Here is a 24,654-nt window from a genome sequence, read left to right on the forward strand (position 1 = left end):
CGCCGCTCGCCCTCGCGCGAGCCCTTCGGCACAGTGAGTGCATGCCCGGCCCGACCGATCCGCAACAGCTTCTTTCCGACCTGCAACGCCAGGTCGCGAACCTCGTGCGCGTCGGCACCATCGCCGAAGTCGACCACGGCCACACACCGCCGCTTGTGCGCGTGCAGCTCACCGACGACGAAGACCATAACAATGCGCGCAGCGACTGGCGCCCCTACATCGAGCGGCGCGCTGGTGACACCGGAACGTGGAACCCGCCGACGGTCGGCGAGTGCGTGCTGCTGATCTCTCCCGGCGGCCTGACCGAGGCCGGCTTTGCACTCCCCGGCATTCCAACCGACAGCCATCCGACACCGAGCAGCGACCCGAACAAGACGGTCACGAAGTACCCCGACGGCGCCATCGTTGAATACGACCACGGCGCTCATGCGCTCAAGGTCACTCTGCCCGCTGGTGGTACCGCCGACATCGACGTGCCCGACTCGATCAATGTCCACTGCAAGACCGCCGACGTCACAGCCGACGAAAGCGTCACGGTGAACACGCAGCAGGCCACCGTCAAGGCAGATGATCTGATCACGCTCGACTCTCCGCGCACTCACGTCACAGGCGAACTGATCGTCGAGAAACTGGCAACTCTCAACGGTGGCTTCACTGTCAACAGCACGGGCCCAGGCGGGAGCGCCAAGGCCCGGCTCAACGTCGACGTGGAAGTCGTCAACGGCCACGGACTGTCTACCGATGGAGGCGACATCGTCGCCGGCGACATCAGCCTGCAGAACCACCTCACGTCCGAAGTCGAGCCCGGCGGCGGCACCAGCGGGAAGCCGACGCCATGAGCGGCATGTCCAACGGAACAGGCGCCATGCTCTCGCGTCGCGAACACATCGGGCAGTCCATCGCCGACATCCTCACCACGCCCATCGGCACGCGCCTCATGCGTCGCAACTACGGCAGCTATCTGCCGCAGCTCGTCGACCACCCCGCGACTGACGCCAATCGGTTGCGCCTCATCGCGGCGACGGCGCAGGCCATCATCAAATGGGAGCCTCGCACCCGCGTGCTGCGTGTCGGCGTCAGACTCAACGCGCAAGGCAAGTGCCAGCTTTCCATCGTGCGCCGCGACACCGACAGCGCCGACACCGTCATGTCCACGGTCAACGTTGGAGGCGCCGCATGAGCCTCGACATGACGCTGCTGCCGGCTCCGCAGGTTATCGAAGTGCTCGACTTCGAGACCATCCTGCAGGCCAAGAAGACCAAGTTTCAGGCGCTGTGCGCCGAGGCCGGCGTCGACTACACGTTGATGCTGGAGTCCGATCCAGTCACCAAGCTGCTGGAACTCTGCGCCTACGACGAAATGTTGATGCGGCAACGCATCAACGATGCGGCCAAGGCGTCGATGCTGGCCTACGCCAAGGGGACCGACCTCGACAATCTGGCGGCGAACCTTGGGGTTGTGCGCCTGCTGGTCACTCCGGCCGATCCGGCGGCCGTGCCGCCTGTAGATGCGGTCTACGAAAGTGATGACCGGCTGCGCGAACGCGCCCAGCTCGCGCTCGAAGGACTCACCACCGCGGGATCGCGCGCGAGCTACCGATTCCACGCGCTCACAGCCAGCGGACAGGTCGCCGATGTGGGGGTCGAGAGTCTGGTCCCAGGGGCGGTGCTCGTCTCCATCCTCGCAGTGGATCCAAGCGGCGTACCTGATGCCGCGCTGCTCGACACCGTTCGCAACGCTCTCAGTGCAGAGAAAGTCCGGCCTTTGACCGATCTGGTCAACGTGCGAGCGGTCGAGATCATCGAATCGCCCATCACCGCAACCCTCTACCGAAAGTCGGGACCGGCGGGAGAAGTCGCAGCCGAAGCGGCCAGCGCGGCGCTCAACAAGTGGCTGCTCTCCATCCGTCGACAGGGCGAGGGCTTGGCACGCTCAGGGATCGACGCTGCGCTGCATCAGCCTGGCATGCACCGCGTCGTCATCGACTCGCCAGCCGAGGACATCGTCAGCGCGTGGAACCAATGGGTGCGCGTCACCGGGATCAATCTCACCGAAGTAGTGGTGCAGGACGATGACTAGCTTGCTGCCCGCGCAGCGCCTGCTGCCACCCGACCGCACGCCGCTCGAATCCGCACTCGCCGGCGTGATGGCGTCGCTTGCCCTCTCGACCGATGGCCTGCGCCACCTGTGGAGTGCCATGCACTGCCTAGAAGCGGCCTTGCCATGGCTGTCGTGGACGCTGTCCGTCGAGGCATGGCACGAGGCGAAATCCGACGAGGCCCGGCGCCAACTGATCCTCAACAGCATCGAGATTCACCGCCGCAAGGGAACGCCGTGGGCGATCCGCTTGCTGATCCGCTCTCTTGGCTTTGGCGAGGTCGAGATCATCGAGCGCGTCGGTGGCCGCCTTCACAACGGAGAGATCCGGCGCAACGGCGAGTTTCCGCGTGCGCCTTTGTCGCAGTCCTGGGCCACCTACAAGGTTGTGTTCGAGCGGCCGATCACCAACGCACAGGCTGAGCGCCTGCGCAATCTCCTCCCATCCGTCGCACCTGCGCGTTGCCATCTCGTCGGCCTGCGCTATGCAACGGTGGCCAACAGCCACAACGGTGCCATTCGACGTGATGGCACCTACAACCGCGGAAGCGCCTGATGGCAGACCTGAACGAAACTGACACCTGGCCGGAAGGCATCTACCAGTGGGAAGAAGATGACCCAGTCCTCGGAGGCCCCACCGGCATCGACAACCGGCCGCCTCGTGAGTTGGCAAGTCGCGCGCGCTATCAGCGCCTGCGCAACGTCACGCCATGGGTCGCGACTTTCGAATATCCGGCAGAAGCATACGTTTCCCATAGCGGGACAACGTGGAAGAGCCTGTTGGCGAACACTGGCGTCGAGCCTGGCAGCGATGGCACCAAGTGGGTTCGCTGGGGACACACCGAGGACGAACTGAACGCGCGGCTGGCTGGCCAGATGGGCGCTCACCTCGCTGCAGCTGACCCGCACGCCCAATACGCGCTCGATTCCGAACTCGCCGCCGCGCTAGGTGCACACGCTGCCGCAGCTGATCCGCACGCGCCCTATGCATTGTGGGAATCGCTGCGTCTGATCATTTCGGCCACGGGTACAGCGCCAGACCGGAACACCGCCAATCAACTCCTCGTTGCCATGCGCAGCAATGGCCTTCTGTTTGGCGAGGACACCGGAGCAGCCAACGCGATGGTGGTGGCCTACACGCCGGCGATTACCGCGCTGGTCGACGGCATGGTGTTGTGGGTCAAAGCGAAGGCCGCCAACACCGGCGCGACGACGATCAAGGTGAACGCACTTGGCACGGTGCCTGTGACCGGTGCGGGGCACGCAGCCCTGCAAGGCGGAGAGATCATCGCCAACGGCCGATGCCAGTTGATCTACAGCGCCACTCTCAATGCCTTCGTGCTCGTGGAGTGCACAGGCGCCGCGCTTCAGGTGGCTCCTGCGACGCTGAGCCAGCATGCGATGCAGTTCGGCCAAGCAACAGGGCGCCTGCTGCGCACGTTGGTCTACACACGCATTGCCGGCGTGCAGTACGTCAGCATCAATGGCGGCGCCCCTACGACAACGGGGGCGGGGATCTATACGCCGGGCGTGGGCATGTCGTTCGCGATCGTAGACGTGCAGGGCGCTGGGGCGGCGGGCGGTGGAGCAAGCAACCCGGCATCCGGAAACATCAGCATGGGTGCCCCTGGCGGAGCGGGTTCTTTCGGTCGAGGCCTTTTTCTGGCCGCCGCGATTGGTGCAAGCCAAGCGATAACGGCTGGTCTTGGCGGCACCGGAGTAGCAGGGGCTAACGGCAATGGCGGTGGATCGAGTTCGTTCGGGTCGCTGTTGACGTGCCCGGGCGGTGTTGGCGGAAACGCATTGAACAACTTTCCTGCGGGAAATCTGGCGAATGGGAACAGTGTTTTGTCGGGAGCGCCGACCGGTGCAAATCTGTTGTCAGTTCAAGGTGGCGTGGATACATCGAGCATCATCATCAATGCCGGGACCACTGCCGGCATTCTTCCGGGGCCCGGGGGGCGATCTGTTTACGGTATTGGTGGGTCGGGCGCATTCAACGGTGTCCCGGTTGCAGCAAAAACGCCGGGCTCTGGGGGCGGGGCGTCCGCAACTACATCCACTTTTGGTCCGTTTGCCGGTGGCAATGGGGCGGATGGCCAGGTCATCATCTTGGAGCATTCATAAATGAACTACGCACTGATCCAAGGCAACCTCGTCCGTGAGATTGTCGAGGAGACCATCGAAGTCGAGTGTCCTGGAACGCCTACCGAAGAGAATCCCAGCCCGGAGCCAGTCGTTCGCAAGGTACCGCTGGCCGAGAGATTCCACCCCGACTTCGTCGCGACGCTCGTGCGCGTCCCTGCAGGCATCACCGTCGAGCCCGGAGACTCTTACAACGGAAATTCCTTCGGCCCGCCGCCTGCGCCTCCGGCACTCACGCCTGCTCAGGTACTCGGGCAGCGCGATGCGCTGCTGGCCGAGGCCACGCTGCGCATTGCCCCATTGGAGGATGCGGTCGAACTGGCGATGGCAACTGAGGAAGAGACGGCCAGCCTGAAGAGCTGGAAGCAGTACCGCATGGCCCTCAACCGCATCGAACAGCAAGAAGGCTTTCCGAGCAGCGTGGTCTGGCCCATCAAGCCGGGCTCTCCTGCTGCAGATCCGGCGCTGACCTGAAGGCAGTCGGCCAGACCAACCCACCAACGAATCGGCTAAATCTTTCACAGGAGCACGTAACCATGCCCACCGAATACCACCACGGCGTACGAGTTTTCGAAGTAGAGGAAGGCGGCGCCACCATCCGCGTCGTCAGCACGGCCATCATCGGCCTCGTCGCGACGGCTCCCCTCGCTGATGCAGAGGCATTCCCTCTCAACACCCCTGTGCTCCTGACCAACCCAGGCGGCAGCATCGGCAAGGCAGGCGCCACCGGAACGTTGGCGAAGGCGCTGAAAGCGATCAGCCAGCAGGCGCAAGCCGTCACTATCGTCGTGCGCGTCGAACCCGGTGACGACGATGCGGAAACCACCAGCAACGTGATCGGCACCACCACCGAGACCGGCCAGAAGACGGGCCTGCAGGCTCTGCTGGCTGCACAAGGCCAGCTGGGCTACAAGCCGCGCATCATTGGTGCGCCCTTCCTGGACACAGAGCCTGTCGCCATCGAGCTGGGCGTAGTGGCCGAGCAGCTGCGCGCATTCGGCTATATCGCCGCACGCAAGGCCGATGGCATCGCCTACGCCACCACCAAGGAAGAGGCCACCACCTATCGCGCCAAGTTCGGCAAGCGTGAGTTGATGGTCATGTGGCCCAACTTCTTGGCATGGGACACCACCACCAACGAGCCGGAGCCGATGCCGGCTACCGCCTATGCGCTCGGCCTGCGCGCCAAGCTCGACCAGCAGATCGGCTGGCATAAGACCATTTCAAACATCGTCGTCAATGGCCCGCAGGGAATGACGGCCGACGTGTTCTTCGACCTGCAGAGTTCGAGCAGCGACACCACGTACCTCAACGCGCTGGAAGTCACCACGATCATCAACCGCAGCGGCTACCGCTTCTGGGGCAACCGCACGACCGAGGCGCAGGGCGGCAAGTTCTTCTTTGAGAACTACACCCGTACCGCGCAGGTGCTCGCCGACACCATGGCCGAAGCGCACTTCACGTTCGTTGACAAGACGATGTACCCGTCGCTGGTGAAAGACATGCTCGCCAGCATCAACGCCACCGGCGGCGACCTCGTGAAGGGCAATTACCTCATCGGCTTCGAAGCCTTCATCAACCCGGATCTCAACTCTGCAGACCAGTTGGCCCAAGGCCGCCTGCGCATCAGCTACCGCTACACGCCGGTTCCGCCGCTGGAAGACCTGGGCTTTAACCAGACCATCACCGACGACTTCCTCGCCACCTTCGCCGCCGCCGTGCAGGCCGCGTGAAGCGCAGTACCCACACAACGCATAGGAGCACACCATGGGCCTCCCCAGAACTCTCAAGAACTTCGCGATGTTCGGCGACGGCGAAAGCTGGCTCGGCGAGATTCCCAGCGTCACGCTGCCCACCATCACCAAGAAGATGGAGGAATATCGCGCCGGCGGAATGCACGGCCCCGTCGAGATCGAACTTGGCCACGAAAAGCTCGAGATGAGCATCAAGGCCGGCGGCCTCAAGACGCAGCTGATTGGCATGCTCGGCTCGCAGACGGTCGGCGCCAATATCTTCCGCTTCGCTGGCGCTTATCAGGACGATTCCACCGGTCTGGTGTCTGCTGTCGAAGTCATTGCCCGCGGGCGAGTCAGCGAGTGGAACCCCAACGATGCCGAGGCCGGCTCCAAGAACGATCACGAGTTCAAGGTGGCACTCAGCTACTACAGGGTGATCGTCGACGGGGCCGAGCTGCTGGAGATCGATGTGACCGGAATGATCTTCAAGGTTGCCGGCACCGACCGCTACAGCGACATCCGCGCCGCTCTCGGCTTGGCACTCAGCAGCTTCTGACGCATCGCTCGACCTTCGCCCAACGCCCACCCATCGCTCAACACTGAAACATCGCCATGAACACCAAAGACCATCAGCCCAACGCCCAGGCCGACAACACCGACGGTGCAGCCACCCAGGCCGCCGCACCCAACACCGTCGTGCTCGACACGCCCATCCAACGCGGCGCAACGACCATTACCGAGATCACCCTGCGCAAGCCCAATTCGGGCGAGTTGCGCGGCCTGTCGCTGCAGCGCCTGCACCAGGCCGATGCCGACGAGATCATGAAACTGCTGCCGCGCATCAGCTCGCCGACGCTCACGCCGCCGGAGTGCGCGGAGCTCGACCCCGCTGACCTCTCCGAGTTCGGGGGGCACATCATCAGTTTTTTGCTCAAGAAGTCCGTGAGGGACGTGGTCTTGTCGACCACGTAGAAGACGCCATGGATGACCTGGCGTTTGTTTTCCACTGGCGCCCGGTCGACATGGATTGCATGAGCCTCGCCGAACTGATGGACAGGCGCGAGGGCGCCCGCAAGCGCTACGCCCCCAGCAAGCACGACGACTGACACACCGGCATGTCCAATCCGCTCAATCTGCAGCTCATCCTCGCCGGCGCCGCAAAGGCGGTGGCCGAACTCAAACCGCTCGACAAGCAAAGCCGCGCCACCGCGGAAGGGCTGAAACAGTCGCGCGACGCGCTCAAGTTGCTCAATGCGCAGATGGGCCAGCTCGGCGGCATCCGTCAGGCCCAGGCTGCGCTGGCCAAGCAGAGCGACAGCCTCAAGGTGCTGCGGACGAACCTCGATAGCGTCACGCGCACCTACGGCGCCAACAGCGATCAGGCGCGCGCCCTGCAGGCACAAGTCGACAAGACGAGTGCCGCATACGACAAGCAACGCCACGCGCTGGTGCAACTGCGCACCGCGGCCACCGCCAGCGGCATCGGCAACCTCGCCGCCGATCAATCCCGCCTGAAGTCCGAGATCGCCTCGACCAACAGCGCCATCAGCCAGCAGAAGGCTCGGCTCGAAGCGCTGGCCCACATCAGCGGGCGCAAGGCACAGTTGCGCGAGGGATTCGACCGCACCCGCGCCATGGCGGGCAACCCGGCAATGACCGGTGCCGCCGGCGCGGGCACCGCCTATGGCATCAAGCGCGCCCTCACCGAGCCGCTGCATCAGGTGCGGGAGTACGACACCACCACGAGCCGCATCGCCGCGCTCGGGCTGGGCGACGAAGACACGAAGAAGGCCATCGACTACGCCAAGCGCATGAAGACCGTCGGCACCAGCATGAACGACAACATGTCGCTGATGCTCGATGCCACCACCGCATTCGCCGACGTGCACCACGCAGAGATGGTGATGCCCACCTTGGCCAAGATGAAGTTCGCCAACAAGGCCATGTTCGGCGACGAGAAGGGCGGCGAGAACGAACGCAAGTTCATGGACATGCTGCGCGTCATCGAGCTGCGCGGCGGCCTGTCGAGCGAGCAGAACTTCAAGGATCAGGCCGACAAGGTGCAACGCGTCATCACCGCGACCGGTGGTCGCGTAGGGCCGGAAGAGTGGCTGAACTTCATCAAGACCGGCGGCGTTGCGGCCAAGGGCTTGAGCGATGCGTCGATGTACTACCAGCTCGAAGCGCTGGTGAGCGAAATGGGTGGTAACCGTGTTGGCACGGCCACCATGTCGGCGTACCAGAACCTCTATCAGGGGCGCACCACCAAGCGGGCGGCCAAGAACATCGAGGCGCTTGGCCTGATCGGCGATCCTTCGAAGGTCCAGCACGACAAGGCCGGGCAGGTCTCCTTTCTGGACCCGGGTGCGCTGAAGGGCAGCGACCTGTTTCGCACCAGTCAATTCGACTGGATGGAACAGGTGCTGCTGCCAGCCCTGGCCAAGAAGGGCATCACCGAGAAAGAACAGGTACTCGACACCATCGGGGGCATCTTCAGCAACCGAACCGCATCGAACCTGTTTTCGCAGATGTATCTGCAGCGCGATCAGATCCACAAGAACGCCAAGCTCAACGCCGGCGCCGATGGCATCCAACAGCTCGACGACAAGGCACGCAACATCGTCAGCGGCCGCGAAGTCGCCGCCATGGCCAAGTTCCACGATGCCATGCGCGAGGCCGGCACCGCCCTGCTGCCAACGTACATCAGCCTGCTCGAAACGGCGGGCGGCGCGCTCCAGCGCGTCACCGACTTCGCAAAGGAGAACCCGGTACTCGCGTCCTACATCGGCAAGGCAGTGCTGTGGGTGGGCCTGCTGGCCGCTGGTCTGGGTGGCCTCTCGCTCGCCGCCGCAGCAGCGCTGGGTCCGTTCGCAGTCATGCGCTACGGCCTCGGCCTGTTCGGCATCAAGGCTTTCAGCCTGATCGGCATCGTGGGTCGCGTAGGTTCGGCCTTGCTGGGCGCCGGCGGCATGCTCGCTCGCTTCGGCCTGATGCTGCTCACCACCCCTGTCGGCTGGTTCCTCGCCGCTGTGGCCGGGATCGCCGCAGCTGCCTACCTCATCTACAAGAACTGGGGACCGATCAGCGACTTTTTCGGAAGCGTATGGGAGCGCGCGAAGGGTGCGTTCTCCTCGTTCTGGCAGTACCTCGGCGGATCGGTGCCGGCCGCACTCGCGACGATTGGAGCGGCCATCCTCAACTGGTCACCCATGGGACTGTTCTATCAGGCATTCGCAGGCGTCTTGCGATGGTTCGGCGTCGACATGCCAGCGCAGTTCACGACGTTCGGGTCGCAGATCATGCAGGGCTTGGTCAACGGCATCAGCAGCGCGCTCGGTGGCGTGAGAGACGCCATCGCCGGCGCCGCCGATTCGACGATCGGATGGTTCAAGGAAAAGCTGGGCATCCATAGCCCTTCGCGCGTCTTCATGGACGCCGGAGCCAACATCGGCGAGGGCGCTGCCATCGGCATCGATCGCACCCTGCCGATGTTGCGAGCGGCAGCGCTCGGCCTGGCCGGCGCCACCACCGCGGCGATGCCCGCGATGGCGGGGGCGTTTCCGCTGGCGGCAAGCGGCTTCGACACGCGGCCTCCGCTGGCCGCCGCATCGGCAGGTCGCGCCGGTGGATCTGTCATCGTGCAGGGTGACACGATCACCATTCAGATCGTGGCTCAACCCGGCAGCGACGCGCAGAGCATTGCCAGCGCCGTGAGTGCGGAGCTGGACCGCCGAGACGCTGCAAAGCGCGCCCGCGCGCGCGGCGCCTTCTTTGACTACGACAACTGAAAACCAGCCATGCTCTGCCTCGGCCTTTTCGTCTTCGAACTCGACTCCCTGAGCTATCAGGAGCTGCAGCGACGCAGCAGCTGGAAGCACGCGTCGCAGGCGCTGGTGGGGGCGCGCAACGCCAGCCAGTACCTGGGCCCGGGCGACGACACCATCACATTGAATGGCGTGGTGCTGCCGGAATTCAGAGGCGAACCGGCCAGCCTCGACCAACTGCGCAGCATGGCCGACGCCGGATCGGCTTGGGTGTTGGTGGAAGGAACCGGCGTCATCTATGGCGCATTCGTGATCACCGAGCTGCAGGAAACACGCACCCTCTTTTACGTCGACGGCGAGGCCAGGCGCATCGAATTCGGCATCACGCTGCAGCGCGTCGACCAGGATGTGAACGACGTGGCCAAGCAGCTCGGCGAACTCGATACCCTGCTGCAGGACGGCACAGGCGAGACCGGCGCGCACCTGGGCGTGGGCGGCGGCGCAACGGTCGGCTGAGAGAGGGCGAATCCTCATGTCTGACACCGACACGATCGCCGCCTCGCTGCCGACCGTCACCGTCAACACCGGCAGCAAGCGGCGCCCGGCCGCGCATCTCACGCCTATCTGGAGGATTGCGGTCAACGGCAACAACGTCAGCGACCGCATCGCGCCGCGCTTTGTCAGCCTGCACATCACGGATGACCGTGGCGAAGATGCCGATGAAATCGAGCTGGTCGTGAGCGACCACGATGGCCTCGTCGAACTACCGGACACGGGAGACACCGTCACCGTGGCCATCGGCTGGAAAGCCGAGGCAGTGGCCGCGCCGTACCGGCAGTTCACCAGCGAGGAAATGGGATTTCCTGTTGGGCTCATCGACAAGGGGAGCTACACGGTGCAGGCCGTCGAGCACTCGGGCACGCCGGACATCATCACGATCCGCGCGCGAGCGGCCAACATGCTCGATTCCCTGCGCGGGCTGCGCGATCAGTCATGGCACACCACCACCGTCGGCGCCATCGTCACCAGCATCGCCAAGCGCAACCGCATCGAGGCCACCGTCGAGAAGGAAGTCGCTGTGCGAAAGGTCAAGCACGCCGACCAGCTCAGCGAATCCGATGCGTCTTTCCTGCGTCGGCTGGCCCAGACCTACGACTGCTTTTGCACCGTAAAGAACGGCAAGCTCCTGTTCGGCCAGAAGCGCAAAGGTCGCACTGCCACCGGCAAGGAATTGCCGCCCGTCATCATCACCCGCAGCAACGGCGACCGGCACCGTTGGAGTCGGGCCGACCGCGACGCCTACAGCGGTGTGCGTGCGTGGTTCAACAACATCAAGACCGGAAAGCGCCGCGCAGTCGTCGCCGGCATAAGCGGTCGGGCCAAGGATCTCCGCACCGTCTATGCCAGCGAACAGGATGCGCTGGCCGCCGCGCGAGCTGAGTGGCTGCGCATTCAGCGCGGGATCTTCGACTTCGAGATCACCCTCGCCTATGGGCGCGCGGACGTCATCCCGCAGCGTCCGGCGCGTGTGGCGGGCTTCAAGCGCCAGATCGACGCAACACCCTGGATGGTTGCCAACGTGCGCCACACGATCGACGGGAGCGGCTACACGAGCGCGTTCACGCTGGAGACTCAGCAGGAAGAAGGCGTCGAGGGACAGGAAGGCGCGAGCGAAGAGGACTGAGCCGCCCTGCCTTTCCGCCGGCCAGGCTCGTCGAGCAAATCCGCATCCTGGGCTTCTGCATCCGGGGCGACGAGACTGGCGGCAAGCGCGACCGCCAAGAAAACGCTTGTCAACGTTTCACTCCATCGCGCCGCATTTGCGGCCTCGCCTTTACGTTTCCAGATCAATCTGGCCAGCAGCGTCGCCCGCTGCCAAACACTAGCCCGTTGCTCTCTTGGGTTGCGCGAGCGCATCAAGAACGCTGCGCGCGGCGGCTCTCCCTCGCTCATCAGCCGCCTCGTAGTTGTCGAGCAGGGCCGCTTCCTCGGGCGTGACATAGCGCTGCACCGACCCAGGGGCGACGGGCGCAGGTACTCCAACTTTCCCCGGGAAAGGGCCGCCAGAAGCAGGCGAGCGCACGCCCGTCAGCACAAAGAGGACGTCGAACTCCGACCTGTCGCCAACGACGGAAAGAAACTCCGCGCTCACGGTCGCGATCGCCCGTTCCCAGTCCTGATAGGTCCGCGCTTTCGCACCGCCCAGCTCAGCCATTTCCACCTGAGAAAGCCCTAAACGCTCGCGCTCTTCCTTTAATCGCGCTGCAAATAACGCACGGTTTTCCGTACTCATACTTGTTGACGCACGGATTTCCGTGCTACATTCCGCCCAACACACAGTAAACAGTTCGCATATTAATAGCCATGGCTCATATCGCCCGCCGCCCAGGTCGACCGGAACTCCCGCCGGAGCACCGCCTTGTCAATGACCTGCCAGTCGCGCTGCGTCTGCCGCCCGCTGAGCACCGGCGCACCAAAGAGCATGCCGACCGCGAAGGCCGGTCCCTAGCCAACTTCGCGCGGCGCGTCTACCTGATGGGTCTTGCGCAATACGAAGCCGAGCTGGCCCGCACAACCACCAACGCCTGATTCCCATCCACTCCTTTGCCCGAAGGAATTTAACGATGTACCCCGACCCCAAGCGCGTCCGCGACAACCGCCTCACCGTGCGGTTTGACGACTACGAGGAAAAGCTGCTACGCGCACTGGCCGACTACCTCGGCGAGCAGCCCACCACGCTGATCCGCGACTTGGCGCTGCGCCAAGCCGAAGAACTGCTCGGCGTCAGTCGCGACCCACTGCCCGAAGGCAGTCTGCCGCGCACCGCGGCCTGACGCCAGCCGCTCATCAGCGGCTTGCAGCCAGCCATACCCCCGACGAATGTCAGACGAAAAGATGACGTGTCACCAGATCGACCTCACCGACGCCGAGCACGCAGTGCTCGACCGGGTGCGCCGCGTGCAGGGTCTGGACAGCATTGCCGACGTCGTCGTCTGGCTCGCCAAGGTTCGCTTGCGCAAGGGCGTTGGAAACATCACCGGCCGCCGTCGCGGCCCACGGTTGGCCACCTCGGGAGGAAAGCCGCAATGAGCACCTACGACAGCGATCAGGCGGCAGAGGCCAACAACCGCTACATGCGCATAACCATCGAGTGCCCGCACTGCGGAACTCGGTGCGTGGCGTGCGACAGCCGTGCCATGAGCAAGACGATGCGCGAGATCACCTATCGCTGCCGCAACTGGCGTTGCGGCTTCACAGGTGTCGCCACGCTGGAATTCCAGCGCGTGCTCGTCCTCTCCAGCATTCCAGCGGCAGACGTTTCGCTGCCGCTCTCGCGCCACATCAAACGAGGCCAGCTCGCGCTGGCACTGGCCGACGAAGGAAACGTCGCCGACGACGAGACCGCCTACATGGCCAACCTGCACACGCCCACGAACGACTGGGGCACCAGCAGCAGCCACAACGACGCCGCCATGCCCGCCGCCCCACCGGGCTGATGCCCCTCGCGCCTTCGAGCGCGCCCCCCGCCCAACCCATTGCCACGCGCCTTTTTCAGGGCGTGCGGCCCTTCTCACGCCTATTGCCGCCAAAGGAGCACGCCATGTCACTCACCGCACAGCGCTTCGCCGCAAAGCCATCACAGCGCATCAACGTGCCGAAGACGCAGATGCTCACCCGTGAGGAAGCTGAGCGCCTGCCGCTGCTCGACCGCATGCTGCTTCAGGAGCACCAGCGCCACGCCGGCCGCCTGGCCAGCATCCGCACGGTCGCCGACAAGCTGGGAGCACTGGACGAGATCGTGCGCGCAGCCACTGCAGATGGGGCATACATCGCCTTCGAGCAGGTGAGCCTGAGCATCAGCCGCTACAGCGCCTCAAGCAATGACCGTGGCGTCTATGCCGTAGTGCTGCGTGCGCAGGACTCAAGCATCTCCGCGTGGCGCCGGCCTACGGTGCAAAACGCCGTGGCAAACGCGCTGCTCGCGTCAGGCTGGCGGATCGTATTCGCAAGCGCCGAGGGCAGCACGCTCAGCCTCGACCGGGTTGTCTTCATGCACGGACGCCGCGCCGTCGAAACCACCTGCATGCGCCAGTGGGTGCTCGACGCGATCGAGGCGGGCGAAATCACGGCCGCCACGCAAGGCCGACACCCGGCCGCAGATACCGGTACGCCATTGGCCGCCAGCACCGCGGGGGCCACCGCCAGCGCCTGACTGAATGCCGCCCGCCGAGTCCCCAACACCCGACGAGATCCACGGCCCGCCCAAGCCCATCACTCGCATCCCCAATGGCCAGCCCAATCCGTTCTACCTGCCTCACAAGACGAGCCTCGCGCAGCTGCGCGAGGAGTTCGTGGTCAGCGCTCACGGCCAGCGCATCGTGCTGCAGGAAGAGGCCGATTGGGATGCCATGCCGCAAATGCTGCGGTTCTATGCCCTCACCGACAGCGGCATGTCCGAGCCCGACGACATGCTGCCTCGCCGCTGGCGCGAATACACCGACGCCGAGCGCCAGGCCATCCGCGCAACGCTGCGTAGCTGGCTGCGAGCCCTTCGCTCGCTCTGCGTGCTGACCCTGTAGGCCCAGCCATGCGCTTCGTCACCCCGCGCGCCAAGACGCCACCCATATCCTTCTGGATGAACATGAAGCCGACGACGTTGTCGTCGGATCAGCAGATCCGCTGGGTTGCCCGGCGGATGGAGGCAAGGCTGCGTCGCGAGATGCCGCAGCAATGGGGCACCGCGATTGACATCGTGATGCCGAAGAAGCCGGTTGCAAGCGCCATCGGTGCGGAGTGGTCCCGTTGGGACATCGAGCGCGTCGATGCGATGCGCGCGTTCGAATGGGAGCACCACGACATCCTGCACTGGGCAGTTGACGACGGCGAGGTCTGCGCGCGCGCACGCCGCTGCGCCGGCACCGTCGACGACATGCTCAACGGACACGCGTTGCCCATGAGCCGGCAGGACAGGCTAGACGTGGTGCTCGACTACTGCGACCGCGTCGGCGTCGACAAGCCCGTCGCCCAAACGCCGGAGGGACTGATCGCCCGCGCCCTCAATGAGCAATGGTGGCGCCGGGCCCTGCGTCGCAAGGTTGCGCGCACCGTCGAGCTGGCCGCCATCAAGCTGGCCGTGGTGCACCACAAGAACGGCGGCTATGCGAGCGATGAAGCCTGTCGCCGGCGCATCGATCAGAACCAACGCAATGCCGACCTCTTGAAGCGCGTGAAGATGCGCAATGAAGCCGGCCAGGTCTACAGCCTCGCCGAACTGGCTGCACTATCGCCAAGCAATCGCGACATCCGACGCGGCGAGCTGATGACGCGCATTCGCGGCTGCGAGGAATATGCGGATGCCAACGGGCATCAAGGGCTCTTCCTCACGCTGACGTGCCCGAGCCGCTACCACGCTGTGCTGTCGGGCGGAAAGTCACGCTGGGCCAAGCCGCGCAAGAACGACAAGTTCGAGGGCGACTCGCCGCGCGACGCGCAGAAGTGGCTGTGCAACATGTGGGCCAAAGCCCGCGCCAAGATGGCCCGCAAGGGCATCCAGGCTTACGGCTTTCGCGTGGCCGAGCCGCATCACGACGGATGCCCACACTGGCACGCGTTGCTGTGGTTTCACACGCCAGAGCAGGCCCAGCAAGCGCAGCAGATCATCAGCGGCTACTGGCTCAGCGACGCAGGCGACGAAGCCGGCGCCGTGCGCAACCGCTGCAAGTTCATCGCCATGACGCGCGGCGGCGCCGCGGGATACGTGGCCAAGTACGTGGCCAAGAACATCGGCGCGGAAGATGGCGGCGATGTCGGCGTGGGTCAACACACCGACACCATCGACGGCTTCGAGCACGTCATGGACACGCGCGAGTTCAAGGGCTGGCAGCGCGTCGACGCCTGGGCAAGCATTTGGGGCATCCGCCAGTTCCAGGCCATCGGTCAGCCGAGCGTGACGGTGTGGCGCGAGATGCGCCGCGTCACCAAAGATCAGATCGACCGGGCACAGCTGCGCCTCGACTTCGGCGACACAGCTGCCGTGAAGGCTTGGTATGCCTGCCAGAAGTTCGGCGAGGGGCCGAGCGCGATCAAAGCGTCGTGGGACCGGTACGTGCGCGCACAAGGCGGCATGTGCAAGAAGCGACGCGACTGGATGCTGCGGACTGCCACGCGAGTGACCGAAGGCTGCACCAACGTCTACGGCGAGACCATCACGCGCAAGACCGTCGTCGGCGTCGAAACGCGCATCGGGCATTGGCTCGTGAGCCGCCGTCAGGCATGGAAATCCTGCGCAGGCGAAGCCGAGCAGGACAAGGCGCAGCGCGCAGCGCTGGGCCGCCCTTGGACTCGTTTCAATAACTGTACGGCTCGCATCACGCGTGAGCCGCTTCGACAGCTCACGCACGGCGATTTGCCGTGGCCAAAGGTCCACGACACGGACGAAATCCTGCCGCTGGCCAGCAAAAAACCGCCACCGGCACCGCCGGCAGAGCCGATCTATGTCATCGCCGGCGAGCGCACGACCTTCCGGATGCCAGACCCGGGCATCGCCGCAGCCGCCGCACTGATCCGCCAGGCCGAAGTGCGTCCGCCGGCGGCAGCTGCCGCGGTACCGGCGCCTCGCGCGATCGATGACATCGCATCCCCCGAGTTCGCCGCCTTCGCCGCTCGCGTGAAGGCCGGCGCCGCCCGCCTGCGCGCGCTCGCCGCCGCCAGCCACTGATTTACCACCAAGGAGCCGCACCACATGCCACGCCCCACCGACGTCGCCGCGCTGATCGCGCAGCACAAGCCCTATGCACCGCCGCTCGCGCACAAGGTCCGCATCCCCGTGCCCTACGTGCCGGCCTGCGCCACTAATGTGCGCGCCACGATCGAGCGCGTTCACGCCCAGCTCGACGCCCAGGCCGCCCGCCGGCGCCGGACGCGTCGCGTCGCCACGCTGCCCGAGCAGCAAGCCGACATGTTCCCTTCCACCGTCGTGTGCATGGCCGCAGTGCAGCAACGGAGGGCGGCATGACTGCGCACCGCCTCAACCATCACGACATTCAGGCGATCGAGGCGTTCAACGCGCGCGCCAGGAAGAAGGCAAAGGCCAACCGCCGCGCCGATCGCATCACGCTGGTGGGCAGCGCGCTCGCGCTCGTGGCACTGGTCGCGCTCGGTTTGATGGGAGGACTGTCGCAATGAGCGAGCAGCACACGTCGGGGCGCAACGCCATGAAGACCAACAGCATCGGTGAGACCGTCTCGAAGCACGATGGTCTGGAGGATCTGCCGTTCAACAACATGAGCGCGCAGCACACGCCGGGGCCGAAGCTATCCGGAACCCAAGAATGGGCGCTGGATTGGTTCAAAGCAAACGGCCCTGCCGAGCGGGTTGCCTATCGCAATGCCAGCATCACAACGGGAACGGTCAATTCGCTCATCAAGGCTGGCTTGATCGAACGTCGATCAGAACAGGCGCCCCGTTGGCGCATCACCTACGCCGCCATCGCCAAGGCCACCGGGAGCGCATCGTGAAGGCGGTTCGCTTCGTCGCCCTCCTCGTCGGCATCGGTGCCATCGTCCTGGCCATCGTGCCCGCCATTGCCCTCGCGATCTTGGGTGGCATCGGCTACGGATGTCTCAACGTCTGGAATGCCGGCGCCCGGAGGCCGCTATGAGCGCACCGCACACGCAGGGCCGCGCGATCCATTGCGCCAACGTGTACGCCAAGGGCTGTCCCGCGATGAACACGGCGGCATTTCAGCACTGGCGCGGTGGCGCTCGGTGGCATCACCGCCAGGGCGGCTACTTCGGGCATCTGGTGCAAGTCGTCGACGACTTCGGGAGCCTCGTCGCCGTCCGTGGGCGCCTGCGCCGCACCGCCGTCGCCGAGATCACAGGGAGGGCATCGTGAGCCGCCCCGACCTCTACCCGCACGACCGCGAGCAGTGGGCCAACACCGGCTACATCGCCGACCTGCGCGCGAACCACGACAGGCTCGCGGAGCGCACGCGCTCTGCCGCGAGCGGACGCGGCGGAACCGGCTGGAGCGCTGCTGTGTTCGCCGTCGTCATCACCGTCGTCGTCGTCGCGCTGGCGCGCGCATGCGCCCCTCTGAGTTTGCCGCTCTGCACTGAGCACCACACCGCGGATATCGCCGCCACCTCCACCCCCAGCAACTGAAGACCATGACCAATCAACTGGCCCCCGACTTCATCGGCGTCGACTACGCCGCCGGACCGAGCACCACGCTCGCGCAGCGCGTCTACATCGCCGGCCCCATGAGCGGCTATGCCGAACTCAACTTCCCGGCGTTCCACTTCGAAGCCGCAGCGCTGCGCACGGCGGGCCTCGATGTCGTCAATCCCGCAGAGATCAACGTCGACCCGACCACCGGCTGGAGCGCGTGCATGCGCGCCGACATCGCAGAGCTGGTGAAGTGCGACCGCATCCACCTGCTACCCGGCTGGAGCAAGAGCCGAGGCGCCACTCTGGAGCACCACATCGGCAGGGCGCTGGGCCTGCTGGTCACGCTCGCCGAAGGCGCCGAAACCGCGCCCGATCACTTCCTCACGCTCACTTGCCCAAGCACTGTTAGCCCGGAAGACTTCGTGAGCCAGTTCCTCAATCGCGCCGCGAAGGCCGCGGAGGGCGGCTCCCAGCCAACGGCCGCCGTGACAAACGTCAGACACGAAGCCGCCGTCGCCATCTGCCAGCAAGTGGCCGACTACCACCAGCAGCAGCTCAAGGCCAGCGTCGGTGAGCACGGCTATCACACCGCCGTCACCCAGGCGCACGGCTATCAGTACCTCGGTGCGCAGCGCTGCGTCGAAGCCCTGCGCATCGCGTCGCGCGCGGAGGGATGAGCCATGCCGAAGAAGAGTCAGAAGCTCAACCCGCTGGCGCAGCTCATCGTCAAGGTGCTCTCCGAATCCGGCCGGCCTCGGCCACACCGAAGCGTACGTGGCGGGCAAGGCCGCCGACCTCGCCGGCATGGACGTGGCGGCCACGATGGCATGGATCGCCTACCAGCTGGACCAACGCAATCAGGAGGCCGTGGCAAAGGCACTGTCGGACGCCACCGGCCGCGCGATCGACCTGGCGGGACTGGCCGCCGGCGCGCGCGCAATGCAAGCCGCTCTTTCCTTGAGGGGCGTCGCGTGACTGTCCGACGTGCGCGAACCCAACGCGTTAGCGGTAGCCCAGTGGCTACCGCCGTCGCCAAGCAACGGATGACTTCGCACATGACGACGGTGAGCATTGCCATCTACATGGCCGTCGCCGGCGAGCCCGAGCGCGAGCTGATCTCGCATCTGGGCTGGATGCTGGCCATCGGCACCGAGATCGCAGCGCGCGTGTCGCTCGATTCGCCGCAGACGAAGCGCCTGCACGCCGCGCTGCGCACGGTAGTGCAGATGAGCATGGACAACGCTTGGCAGTCCGCGCAGGCGCCCCGTCTGTGCGATGCCGCCAATGAGTCAAAGGAACTGTTGATCGCCCACGCGCACATCGGCGTGGAACTGATCGACAGCGCCGACTGGATCGCCTCTCGCATCCGCACCGGTGTCGCGCGTCTCCACGACGTGGCCGGCGCCGAGATCTATTCCCCCAACTTGAAGGAACTCACCAATGAGCGAACTTTTGATCTTCGCCGGCGGCGCGATCTTCGGCGCCTGCGTCGGAGCCGTCATCCTGTGTCTCGTCATCGTGGGGAGGAAAAGCGAATGCTGATGCCCACCACCATCGAGATCCGCCATGGCCACCTGTTCTGCGGCCTGGGCGGCGGCGCGAAAGGCTTCAACGCCGCGCGGCCTGCCCTCGGAGTGCAGCGAGCGCGCTTTCGCTGCGTCGGCGGCATCGACAACGATCCGGCCGCCATTCGCGACTTCACCCGCGCTGCGGGCGTCGCCGGCACCGTGCTCGACATGTTCGACCGCAGCCAGTACACGGCCTTTCACGGTGCCGAGCCGCCGGCCACCTGGCGCGAGGCTACGCCGGCAGATATTCATGCCGCGTTCCACCACGAGCGCCCGCACGTCGTCTTCCTGTCAGCGCCGTGCAAGGGCTTCAGCGGACTGCTGTCGGAGGGCAAGAGCAAGACCGACAAGTACCAGGCGCTGAACCGCCTCACGCTGCGCGGCATCTGGCTGCTGCTCGAAGCCTACAAAGATGATCCGGTCGAGATGCTGCTGTTCGAGAACGTGCCACGCATCGCCACGCGCGGCCGCCACCTGCTCGACCAGATCGGCGACCTGCTGCGCGCCTACGGTTACGCGGTGGCCGAGACAACGCACGACTGCGGACAGCTCGCCGAACTGGCGCAAAGCCGAAAGCGCTTCCTGCTGGTCGCACGCCACATCGAGAAGGTGCCACCATTCCTCTACGAACCACCGAAGAAGCAGTTGCGCGCGGTCGGCGATGTGCTCGGCCGCATGCTGCTGCCCGGAGACCTCCGCGCCGGGCCGATGCACCGCGTGCCTTCGCTGCAATGGAAGACATGGGTTCGTCTCGCATTCGTCGAGGCCGGCAGCGACTGGCGTAGCCTCAACAAGCTCGCCGTCGAGAACGGCCACCTGCGTGACTACATGATCGCGCCCGAGACGCATGGTGAATCGCTCTCGATCGCCGATCCTCGCCAGCAGGTCTACTCGGCTGGCTACGGCGTGACGCGTTGGAACGAAACGACGGGCGCTGTCGCTGGCGAGTCACTGCCGAGCAACGGCCGCTTCAGCGTGGCCGACCCACGCTTCGCGCAGTCCGATCTCTGGAAGGATGGACAGGCGTACGGCGTGCGCCGCTGGGATACACCGATGGGCACGATCGGCGGCCAGCAGAACCCTGGCCAGGGCGCATACACCATCGCCGGCCCGCGCCACACCGGGCCGGCAAAGCACAGCAACGAGTTTCGAATCGTCCCGTGGGATCGGGCGAGCCTCGCTGTCACGAGCGCACATGGCACCGGTCAGGGTGTTGCAGATCCGCGCCCCGACTGGGACGGGCGCCATGGTCACCTGCATGTCGCAGATTGGGAACATGCGAGCCGCACCGTCACTGCAGGCGGAAAGGGCGTCCAAGGCGGGTACCTGTCTGTCGCAGATCCGCGCAGCGGAATCCAGCGCGGCAAGGGCGACAACTACCTGACGGCAGGTCACTATGGCGTGGTGCCGTGGCAGGAGCCGGCCGGTGCAGTGAGCGCAGCTGCTGGCCACGACAACGGCCGATGGAGCGTCGCAGACCCTCGTCCCATGCCGGCGCCGGCTGAAAAGCTGGTGTGCCGCATTCGCTCGTTGGATGGAACTTGGCACCGGCCGTTCACCACGCTGGAGCTTGCCGCACTGCAATCGCTCGTCGACCCCGAGGAACAGATGGAGCTGGATGGTCTGAGCGATCAGGCATGGCGTGAGCGCATTGGCAACGCGGTACCGCCCGCTGCAGCCACGGCAATCGCCGAAGAGATGGGCCGCACGCTGATGCTGGCTTGGAGCGGAGAGACCTTTGCACTGGGCAGCACGCCGATTTGGGTCCGCAATGTGGCGGTGGCGTTGACGGTCGCAGGTGGGCGCGCATGATCCATTCGGTAACCATAGGGAGCGCCACGCTCTACAGAGGCGAAGCGCTCGAAGTACTGCAGGCTCTGGAAGCTGGCACAGCCGACGCGGTGATCACCGATCCACCGTATTCGAGCGGAGGTGCATTCCGAGACGATCGCACCTCGGACACGAGACGGAAGTACCTGAGCAGCAGCTCGGGAAACATCGGCAAGGTGTCGAACTTCGGCGGCGACAGCCGCGACCAGCGTTCTTTTCATTTTTGGTCGGCGCTTTGGTCATCTGAAGCATTGCGCGTAGCGAAGCCAGGCGCACCGGGACTGTTCTTCACTGATTGGCGACAGCTTCCGATTTCCACCGACTACCTGCAGGCCGGTGGCTGGATCTGGCGCGGTGTCGTGCCATGGGTCAAGACTTCCCCGAGGCCGCAGATGGGCCGGTTCACGTCGGCGGCCGAGTACGTGGTCTGGGGTTCGGCTGGTCCAATGCCGCCCGATCGCGGCGTCGGTTGTCTGCCGGGCTTCTATGAATTCCACGTACCGGCCGACCGTGAGCACGTCAACCAGAAGCCGGTACCACTCATGGCTGCGATGGTCGAGATCTGCGAGCCGGGCGGGCTGGTGCTCGATCCATTCATGGGCTCCGGCACAACCGGCGTCGCTGCGTTGCAGCTCGGGCGCCGCTTCATCGGCTGCGAGCAGAGCCCGCAGTACTTCGATATTGCGTGCCGCCGCATGGAGGAAGCGCTCGAGAGCATCTTCGCCAAAGAGCAAGGCCGACCGGTGCAACTCGGACTGGAGACCGTCGCATGCAAGTAGTCAACACCACCAGCGCGCCACGCGATCGCCAACTCGGCGCCCTCGCGAAGCCTCGCCCCGTCTTCAACATCGACCGCCGCTGCAGCGCCGCCATGCGCCGCATCGCTGCCTTCATCGAAGAGCGTGCCGAGATTGCGAAGGCCGAGATCACCGCGGGCTTTCAGCGCGCGCGTCGCGATCGCGGCCTGCCGCCGATCATGCTGACCGGCTGGAAGCACTACCGCCTGCCGCAGCACTTCGAGTGCCCCGAATGCGGTGGTCGCGTCTGCTTCGAGGTCGACGAGTGGAGCACCGCGACCGGCATCCCTACCGCCGGCGGCATCCGCGTGATGTGCGTTGCCGAGGAGGAAGAACTCGACCGCGCCATGCAGGCCGATGAAGACCCGGCTTGGGAGCACAAGCACTGGCAGTCCACCGGATGGATGGAACTTATCCGCCGCGTTGAGCGATTCTGCGCATCGAACGTGCGCGTTGAAACAGGAGGCGCATGATGAGCGCGAACAGCAAGATTGGTCAGCCCATCAGCGATGCGGAAGCGCACGCGATCCACTCGATGCCCTACGTGCGTGATTGCCTGCTGGCGTACCACGAGCGCCCGGAGGATGTGACCGCCGATGCAGTCGTGAAGGCCATTGCGGTGCAGGTGCAGGCCCTTTCCGTGCCTCCTGCCAGCAAGCTGCCTGCAGCGCAGGGCATCGAGCCGAGCGAGGAATTCGACGGCTACCTCTGCCGAGCGTGGGGTGAGACGGATCACACCGTTGCGAGCATCGTCGCCAGCATGGATGGCGTTCGGCAGTTCATCATCGACCAATGGCTCGGCGACAAAGACGCGCCTGACCTGCCGGAGATCATGGTGAACGTCAGCGACGAGATTGAGGACAAGGGCGAGTACCGCGTTACGTTCGAGATCGGCGGCGTGAGCGTCGAGCCTGTCTTTGCTGCCGCCATTTCACCAGCGCCAGCAGCGCCCCGGGTGAGGGTGGAAGCATTGCGCGAAGCCTACCGACCTCTTGCGCTGGACCAAGAGTGGACCGAGCACCACTCACGCAACTACCCAAAGAAGGCGGCGGCCATCATCAATGCGGCGCGTTCGCTGCTGACTCTCTCCGCGCCCGGTCCCGACGCCGCCGAGCACGTGTGCTTCCACGCGTTGTGCCAGAACTGCTTGCATATCCAGCGCTACCCCAGTGAAGCGGACATGCTCGATGCACATCAGGAGCGCACGAGATGCGAAAAGTGCGACGGTCAGATGTGCGCGTGCGATGGATGTCTTCGCGCCGCTAAGGCTATTGGCGACGCCAACGAGATCTTGGCCGCTGCAGATCTGCCGCTCTACGGCGAGCCGGCAAAGGTGCCACAGCAAGGTGTCATCGCAAGCGCAGCACCAGCTACGCAACCGGTGGAGCAAAAGCCCATCGCCACGCTGCACGATGACGGCTACTGGACATGGAACAACGCTGTAGCCGATAGCAGCCTTCGTGCCGAATCAACCCGCGCCGGATGGCGCATGCCAGTCTATGCAGCACCCAAGGGCGCAGCCGTTGAGGCGGCGACGGAGTACACCGGCGCCCGCTGCGTGTGCTTGCAGACAGGATGCCGTGCCGGACCCGGATGCCCGCACTACAGCCAGCATTGCAAGGCTCACATTGAGTTCACCCACTCACAGGCTGCGGCCAAGGTGGACGCATGAGCCAGTGTCAGCATTGCGAGTACATCGGCAGTTGCCCGTTCCTCGAAAGCGGGGACTGCGAGGGTGGCGCCTACAGCTACACCGTCGAGGGCGGTTGCTGCTACCAGTGGTTCAACGATGAGTCCGGCAGCGCTCAGGCTGCTGAAGGCGGTGAGGCATGAAGGAACGCCCCATCCTCTTCAGCGCGCCAATGGTGCGCGCGATCCTTGCCGGCACGAAGACGCAGACGCGCCGAATCTGCAAGCCGGCCGAGGCGCAAGGTCTGAGTTACGTAGTCGATTGCCAAGACGGCACTTGGGGCAACGAGGAAGGTGACATGCCGGTGTTCTCGTGCCCCTACGGCCGGGCCGGCGATCGACTGTGGGTGCGCGAGACGTTCGCACGGATCGACGGCCAAACCCGGCCGTGGATCGAGACGGACTACCGCGCCACATACACACACGGCGACCGCTTGGGCGACCGCCTGGGCATCAATAAGCGCTGGACGCCTTCCATCCATATGCCGCGCCACGCCAGCCGCATCAACCTCGAAGTCACCGGCGTGCGCGTCGAGCGGCTGCAGGACATCAGCGAGGCGGACGCAAAGGCCGAAGGTGTGCAAATGCCAGATGGGACACCCACGCCGCCAGAATTCTGGAGCTACCGCCAAGAGTTCGGCAGGCTCTGGGAAGAGATCAACGGCGCCAGCTCTTGGGAAGCCAACCCCTGGGTGTGGGTCATCGAGGTCCGCCGGGCATGAAGGGTCACAGCATGGGCAGACACTTCGCCGACGAAAGCACGCGCCAGCCAGGCCAGGCAGAGCACGCTACTACTATCCACCCCCACGCTGACCGGTCGGCCGCGCGCGCGCGCCTGATCGAGATCATTGCCCGCC

35 protein-coding genes are annotated in these 24,654 nt (G+C 65.2%); 34 read left to right on the forward strand and 1 reads right to left on the reverse strand.

Annotation, left to right across the window (positions count from 1 at the left end; genetic code table 11):
- The first annotated feature begins 41 nt into the window (after positions 1-41).
- From ACQ858_RS19550 to ACQ858_RS19610, 13 genes are all read left to right on the forward strand, one after another.
- Positions 42-839 carry a phage baseplate assembly protein V gene (locus ACQ858_RS19550; RefSeq protein ID WP_431274228.1) on the forward strand — a complete coding sequence of 266 codons (798 nt, stop codon included), beginning with the start codon at positions 42-44 and terminating at the stop codon, positions 837-839.
- Positions 836-1,180: a GPW/gp25 family protein gene (locus tag ACQ858_RS19555; protein WP_431274229.1), complete on the forward strand. Its 345-nt coding sequence runs from the start codon at positions 836-838 to the stop codon at positions 1,178-1,180. The genes ACQ858_RS19550 and ACQ858_RS19555 overlap by 4 nt, the downstream gene beginning before the upstream one ends.
- A complete protein-coding gene (locus tag ACQ858_RS19560) occupies positions 1,177-2,079 on the forward strand; it encodes a baseplate assembly protein (RefSeq protein WP_431274230.1) in 903 nt (300 codons plus the stop codon). Before ACQ858_RS19555 ends, ACQ858_RS19560 begins: the two co-directional genes overlap by 4 nt.
- A complete protein-coding gene (locus ACQ858_RS19565) occupies positions 2,072-2,653 on the forward strand; it encodes a phage tail protein I (protein ID WP_431274231.1) in 582 nt (193 codons plus the stop codon). Before ACQ858_RS19560 ends, ACQ858_RS19565 begins: the two co-directional genes overlap by 8 nt.
- Complete coding sequence (locus tag ACQ858_RS19570) at positions 2,653-4,224, forward strand: hypothetical protein (protein ID WP_431274232.1); 1,572 nt, start codon at positions 2,653-2,655, stop codon at positions 4,222-4,224. Before ACQ858_RS19565 ends, ACQ858_RS19570 begins: the two co-directional genes overlap by 1 nt.
- On the forward strand, positions 4,225-4,716 hold the full coding sequence (locus tag ACQ858_RS19575; RefSeq protein WP_431274233.1) for a tail fiber assembly protein: 492 nt from the start codon (positions 4,225-4,227) through the stop codon (positions 4,714-4,716). It abuts the gene before it with no gap.
- 62 nt (positions 4,717-4,778) lie between these two features.
- Positions 4,779-5,975 (forward strand): phage tail sheath protein, encoded by a 1,197-nt coding sequence (locus ACQ858_RS19580; protein WP_431274234.1) that lies wholly within the window; start codon positions 4,779-4,781, stop codon positions 5,973-5,975.
- Positions 5,976-6,009: 34 nt separating this feature from the next.
- The gene (locus ACQ858_RS19585) at positions 6,010-6,534 is read left to right on the forward strand and encodes a phage major tail tube protein (protein ID WP_431274235.1); all 525 of its coding nucleotides are present in this window, start codon (positions 6,010-6,012) and stop codon (positions 6,532-6,534) included.
- Positions 6,535-6,590: 56 nt separating this feature from the next.
- Positions 6,591-6,950, forward strand: a complete 360-nt coding sequence (locus tag ACQ858_RS19590; RefSeq protein WP_431274236.1) for a phage tail assembly protein — start codon at positions 6,591-6,593, stop codon at positions 6,948-6,950.
- A gap of 8 nt (positions 6,951-6,958) precedes the next feature.
- Positions 6,959-7,084, forward strand: coding sequence for a GpE family phage tail protein (locus ACQ858_RS19595; RefSeq protein ID WP_431274237.1), 126 nt, complete (start codon positions 6,959-6,961; stop codon positions 7,082-7,084).
- Positions 7,085-7,093: 9 nt separating this feature from the next.
- The gene (locus tag ACQ858_RS19600) at positions 7,094-9,766 is read left to right on the forward strand and encodes a phage tail tape measure protein (RefSeq protein WP_431274238.1); all 2,673 of its coding nucleotides are present in this window, start codon (positions 7,094-7,096) and stop codon (positions 9,764-9,766) included.
- Positions 9,767-9,775: 9 nt separating this feature from the next.
- Positions 9,776-10,258 (forward strand): phage tail protein, encoded by a 483-nt coding sequence (locus ACQ858_RS19605; protein WP_431274239.1) that lies wholly within the window; start codon positions 9,776-9,778, stop codon positions 10,256-10,258.
- A gap of 16 nt (positions 10,259-10,274) precedes the next feature.
- Positions 10,275-11,426, forward strand: coding sequence for a contractile injection system protein, VgrG/Pvc8 family (locus ACQ858_RS19610; RefSeq protein ID WP_431274240.1), 1,152 nt, complete (start codon positions 10,275-10,277; stop codon positions 11,424-11,426).
- A gap of 198 nt (positions 11,427-11,624) precedes the next feature.
- Here the strand turns inward: ACQ858_RS19610 and ACQ858_RS19615 are convergent, their stop codons facing one another.
- Positions 11,625-12,035, reverse strand: coding sequence for a helix-turn-helix domain-containing protein (locus tag ACQ858_RS19615; RefSeq protein WP_431274241.1), 411 nt, complete (start codon positions 12,033-12,035; stop codon positions 11,625-11,627).
- Between the two features lie 71 nt (positions 12,036-12,106).
- On the opposite strand from ACQ858_RS19615, the gene ACQ858_RS19620 reads away from it, so the two are divergent.
- From ACQ858_RS19620 to ACQ858_RS19720, 21 genes are all read left to right on the forward strand, one after another.
- Positions 12,107-12,331, forward strand: a complete 225-nt coding sequence (locus ACQ858_RS19620) for a hypothetical protein (RefSeq protein WP_431274242.1) — start codon at positions 12,107-12,109, stop codon at positions 12,329-12,331.
- A 35-nt stretch (positions 12,332-12,366) separates the two neighbouring features.
- Complete coding sequence (locus ACQ858_RS19625; protein WP_431274243.1) at positions 12,367-12,576, forward strand: hypothetical protein; 210 nt, start codon at positions 12,367-12,369, stop codon at positions 12,574-12,576.
- 46 nt (positions 12,577-12,622) lie between these two features.
- Positions 12,623-12,832: a hypothetical protein gene (locus tag ACQ858_RS19630; protein ID WP_431274244.1), complete on the forward strand. Its 210-nt coding sequence runs from the start codon at positions 12,623-12,625 to the stop codon at positions 12,830-12,832.
- On the forward strand, positions 12,829-13,239 hold the full coding sequence (locus ACQ858_RS19635; RefSeq protein ID WP_431274245.1) for an ogr/Delta-like zinc finger family protein: 411 nt from the start codon (positions 12,829-12,831) through the stop codon (positions 13,237-13,239). The genes ACQ858_RS19630 and ACQ858_RS19635 overlap by 4 nt, the downstream gene beginning before the upstream one ends.
- Before the next feature lie 104 nt (positions 13,240-13,343).
- Positions 13,344-13,955, forward strand: coding sequence for a hypothetical protein (locus ACQ858_RS19640; protein ID WP_431274246.1), 612 nt, complete (start codon positions 13,344-13,346; stop codon positions 13,953-13,955).
- Between the two features lie 4 nt (positions 13,956-13,959).
- Complete coding sequence (locus ACQ858_RS19645; protein WP_431274247.1) at positions 13,960-14,322, forward strand: hypothetical protein; 363 nt, start codon at positions 13,960-13,962, stop codon at positions 14,320-14,322.
- A gap of 8 nt (positions 14,323-14,330) precedes the next feature.
- Complete coding sequence (locus tag ACQ858_RS19650; RefSeq protein WP_431274248.1) at positions 14,331-16,460, forward strand: replication endonuclease; 2,130 nt, start codon at positions 14,331-14,333, stop codon at positions 16,458-16,460.
- A gap of 24 nt (positions 16,461-16,484) precedes the next feature.
- A complete protein-coding gene (locus tag ACQ858_RS19655) occupies positions 16,485-16,757 on the forward strand; it encodes a hypothetical protein (protein ID WP_431274249.1) in 273 nt (90 codons plus the stop codon).
- Positions 16,754-16,927, forward strand: coding sequence for a hypothetical protein (locus tag ACQ858_RS19660; RefSeq protein WP_431274250.1), 174 nt, complete (start codon positions 16,754-16,756; stop codon positions 16,925-16,927). The genes ACQ858_RS19655 and ACQ858_RS19660 overlap by 4 nt, the downstream gene beginning before the upstream one ends.
- On the forward strand, positions 16,924-17,259 hold the full coding sequence (locus tag ACQ858_RS19665) for a hypothetical protein (RefSeq protein ID WP_431274251.1): 336 nt from the start codon (positions 16,924-16,926) through the stop codon (positions 17,257-17,259). The genes ACQ858_RS19660 and ACQ858_RS19665 overlap by 4 nt, the downstream gene beginning before the upstream one ends.
- Positions 17,256-17,402: a hypothetical protein gene (locus ACQ858_RS19670; protein WP_431274252.1), complete on the forward strand. Its 147-nt coding sequence runs from the start codon at positions 17,256-17,258 to the stop codon at positions 17,400-17,402. Before ACQ858_RS19665 ends, ACQ858_RS19670 begins: the two co-directional genes overlap by 4 nt.
- Positions 17,399-17,638 carry a hypothetical protein gene (locus ACQ858_RS19675; RefSeq protein ID WP_431274253.1) on the forward strand — a complete coding sequence of 80 codons (240 nt, stop codon included), beginning with the start codon at positions 17,399-17,401 and terminating at the stop codon, positions 17,636-17,638. Before ACQ858_RS19670 ends, ACQ858_RS19675 begins: the two co-directional genes overlap by 4 nt.
- The gene (locus ACQ858_RS19680) at positions 17,635-17,907 is read left to right on the forward strand and encodes a hypothetical protein (protein WP_431274254.1); all 273 of its coding nucleotides are present in this window, start codon (positions 17,635-17,637) and stop codon (positions 17,905-17,907) included. The genes ACQ858_RS19675 and ACQ858_RS19680 overlap by 4 nt, the downstream gene beginning before the upstream one ends.
- A gap of 5 nt (positions 17,908-17,912) precedes the next feature.
- On the forward strand, positions 17,913-18,590 hold the full coding sequence (locus tag ACQ858_RS19685; protein ID WP_431274255.1) for a DUF4406 domain-containing protein: 678 nt from the start codon (positions 17,913-17,915) through the stop codon (positions 18,588-18,590).
- Positions 18,591-18,687: 97 nt separating this feature from the next.
- On the forward strand, positions 18,688-18,888 hold the full coding sequence (locus ACQ858_RS19690) for a hypothetical protein (RefSeq protein ID WP_431274256.1): 201 nt from the start codon (positions 18,688-18,690) through the stop codon (positions 18,886-18,888).
- A gap of 566 nt (positions 18,889-19,454) precedes the next feature.
- The gene (locus tag ACQ858_RS19695) at positions 19,455-21,293 is read left to right on the forward strand and encodes a DNA cytosine methyltransferase (protein ID WP_431276906.1); all 1,839 of its coding nucleotides are present in this window, start codon (positions 19,455-19,457) and stop codon (positions 21,291-21,293) included.
- Complete coding sequence (locus ACQ858_RS19700; RefSeq protein WP_431274257.1) at positions 21,290-22,090, forward strand: DNA-methyltransferase; 801 nt, start codon at positions 21,290-21,292, stop codon at positions 22,088-22,090. Before ACQ858_RS19695 ends, ACQ858_RS19700 begins: the two co-directional genes overlap by 4 nt.
- Positions 22,081-22,581, forward strand: coding sequence for a hypothetical protein (locus ACQ858_RS19705; RefSeq protein WP_431274258.1), 501 nt, complete (start codon positions 22,081-22,083; stop codon positions 22,579-22,581). Before ACQ858_RS19700 ends, ACQ858_RS19705 begins: the two co-directional genes overlap by 10 nt.
- The gene (locus tag ACQ858_RS19710) at positions 22,581-23,780 is read left to right on the forward strand and encodes a hypothetical protein (RefSeq protein WP_431274259.1); all 1,200 of its coding nucleotides are present in this window, start codon (positions 22,581-22,583) and stop codon (positions 23,778-23,780) included. The genes ACQ858_RS19705 and ACQ858_RS19710 overlap by 1 nt, the downstream gene beginning before the upstream one ends.
- Entirely contained in the window at positions 23,777-23,941 is a 165-nt protein-coding gene (locus ACQ858_RS19715; RefSeq protein WP_431274260.1) for a hypothetical protein, read from the forward strand. Before ACQ858_RS19710 ends, ACQ858_RS19715 begins: the two co-directional genes overlap by 4 nt.
- Positions 23,938-24,519 carry a hypothetical protein gene (locus ACQ858_RS19720; RefSeq protein ID WP_431274261.1) on the forward strand — a complete coding sequence of 194 codons (582 nt, stop codon included), beginning with the start codon at positions 23,938-23,940 and terminating at the stop codon, positions 24,517-24,519. Before ACQ858_RS19715 ends, ACQ858_RS19720 begins: the two co-directional genes overlap by 4 nt.
- Positions 24,520-24,654: the final 135 nt, after the last annotated feature.

The organism is Variovorax ureilyticus (genome assembly GCF_050632185.1).
In the GTDB taxonomy this organism is placed as follows: Bacteria; Pseudomonadota; Gammaproteobacteria; order Burkholderiales; family Burkholderiaceae_C; genus Variovorax; species Variovorax ureilyticus_A.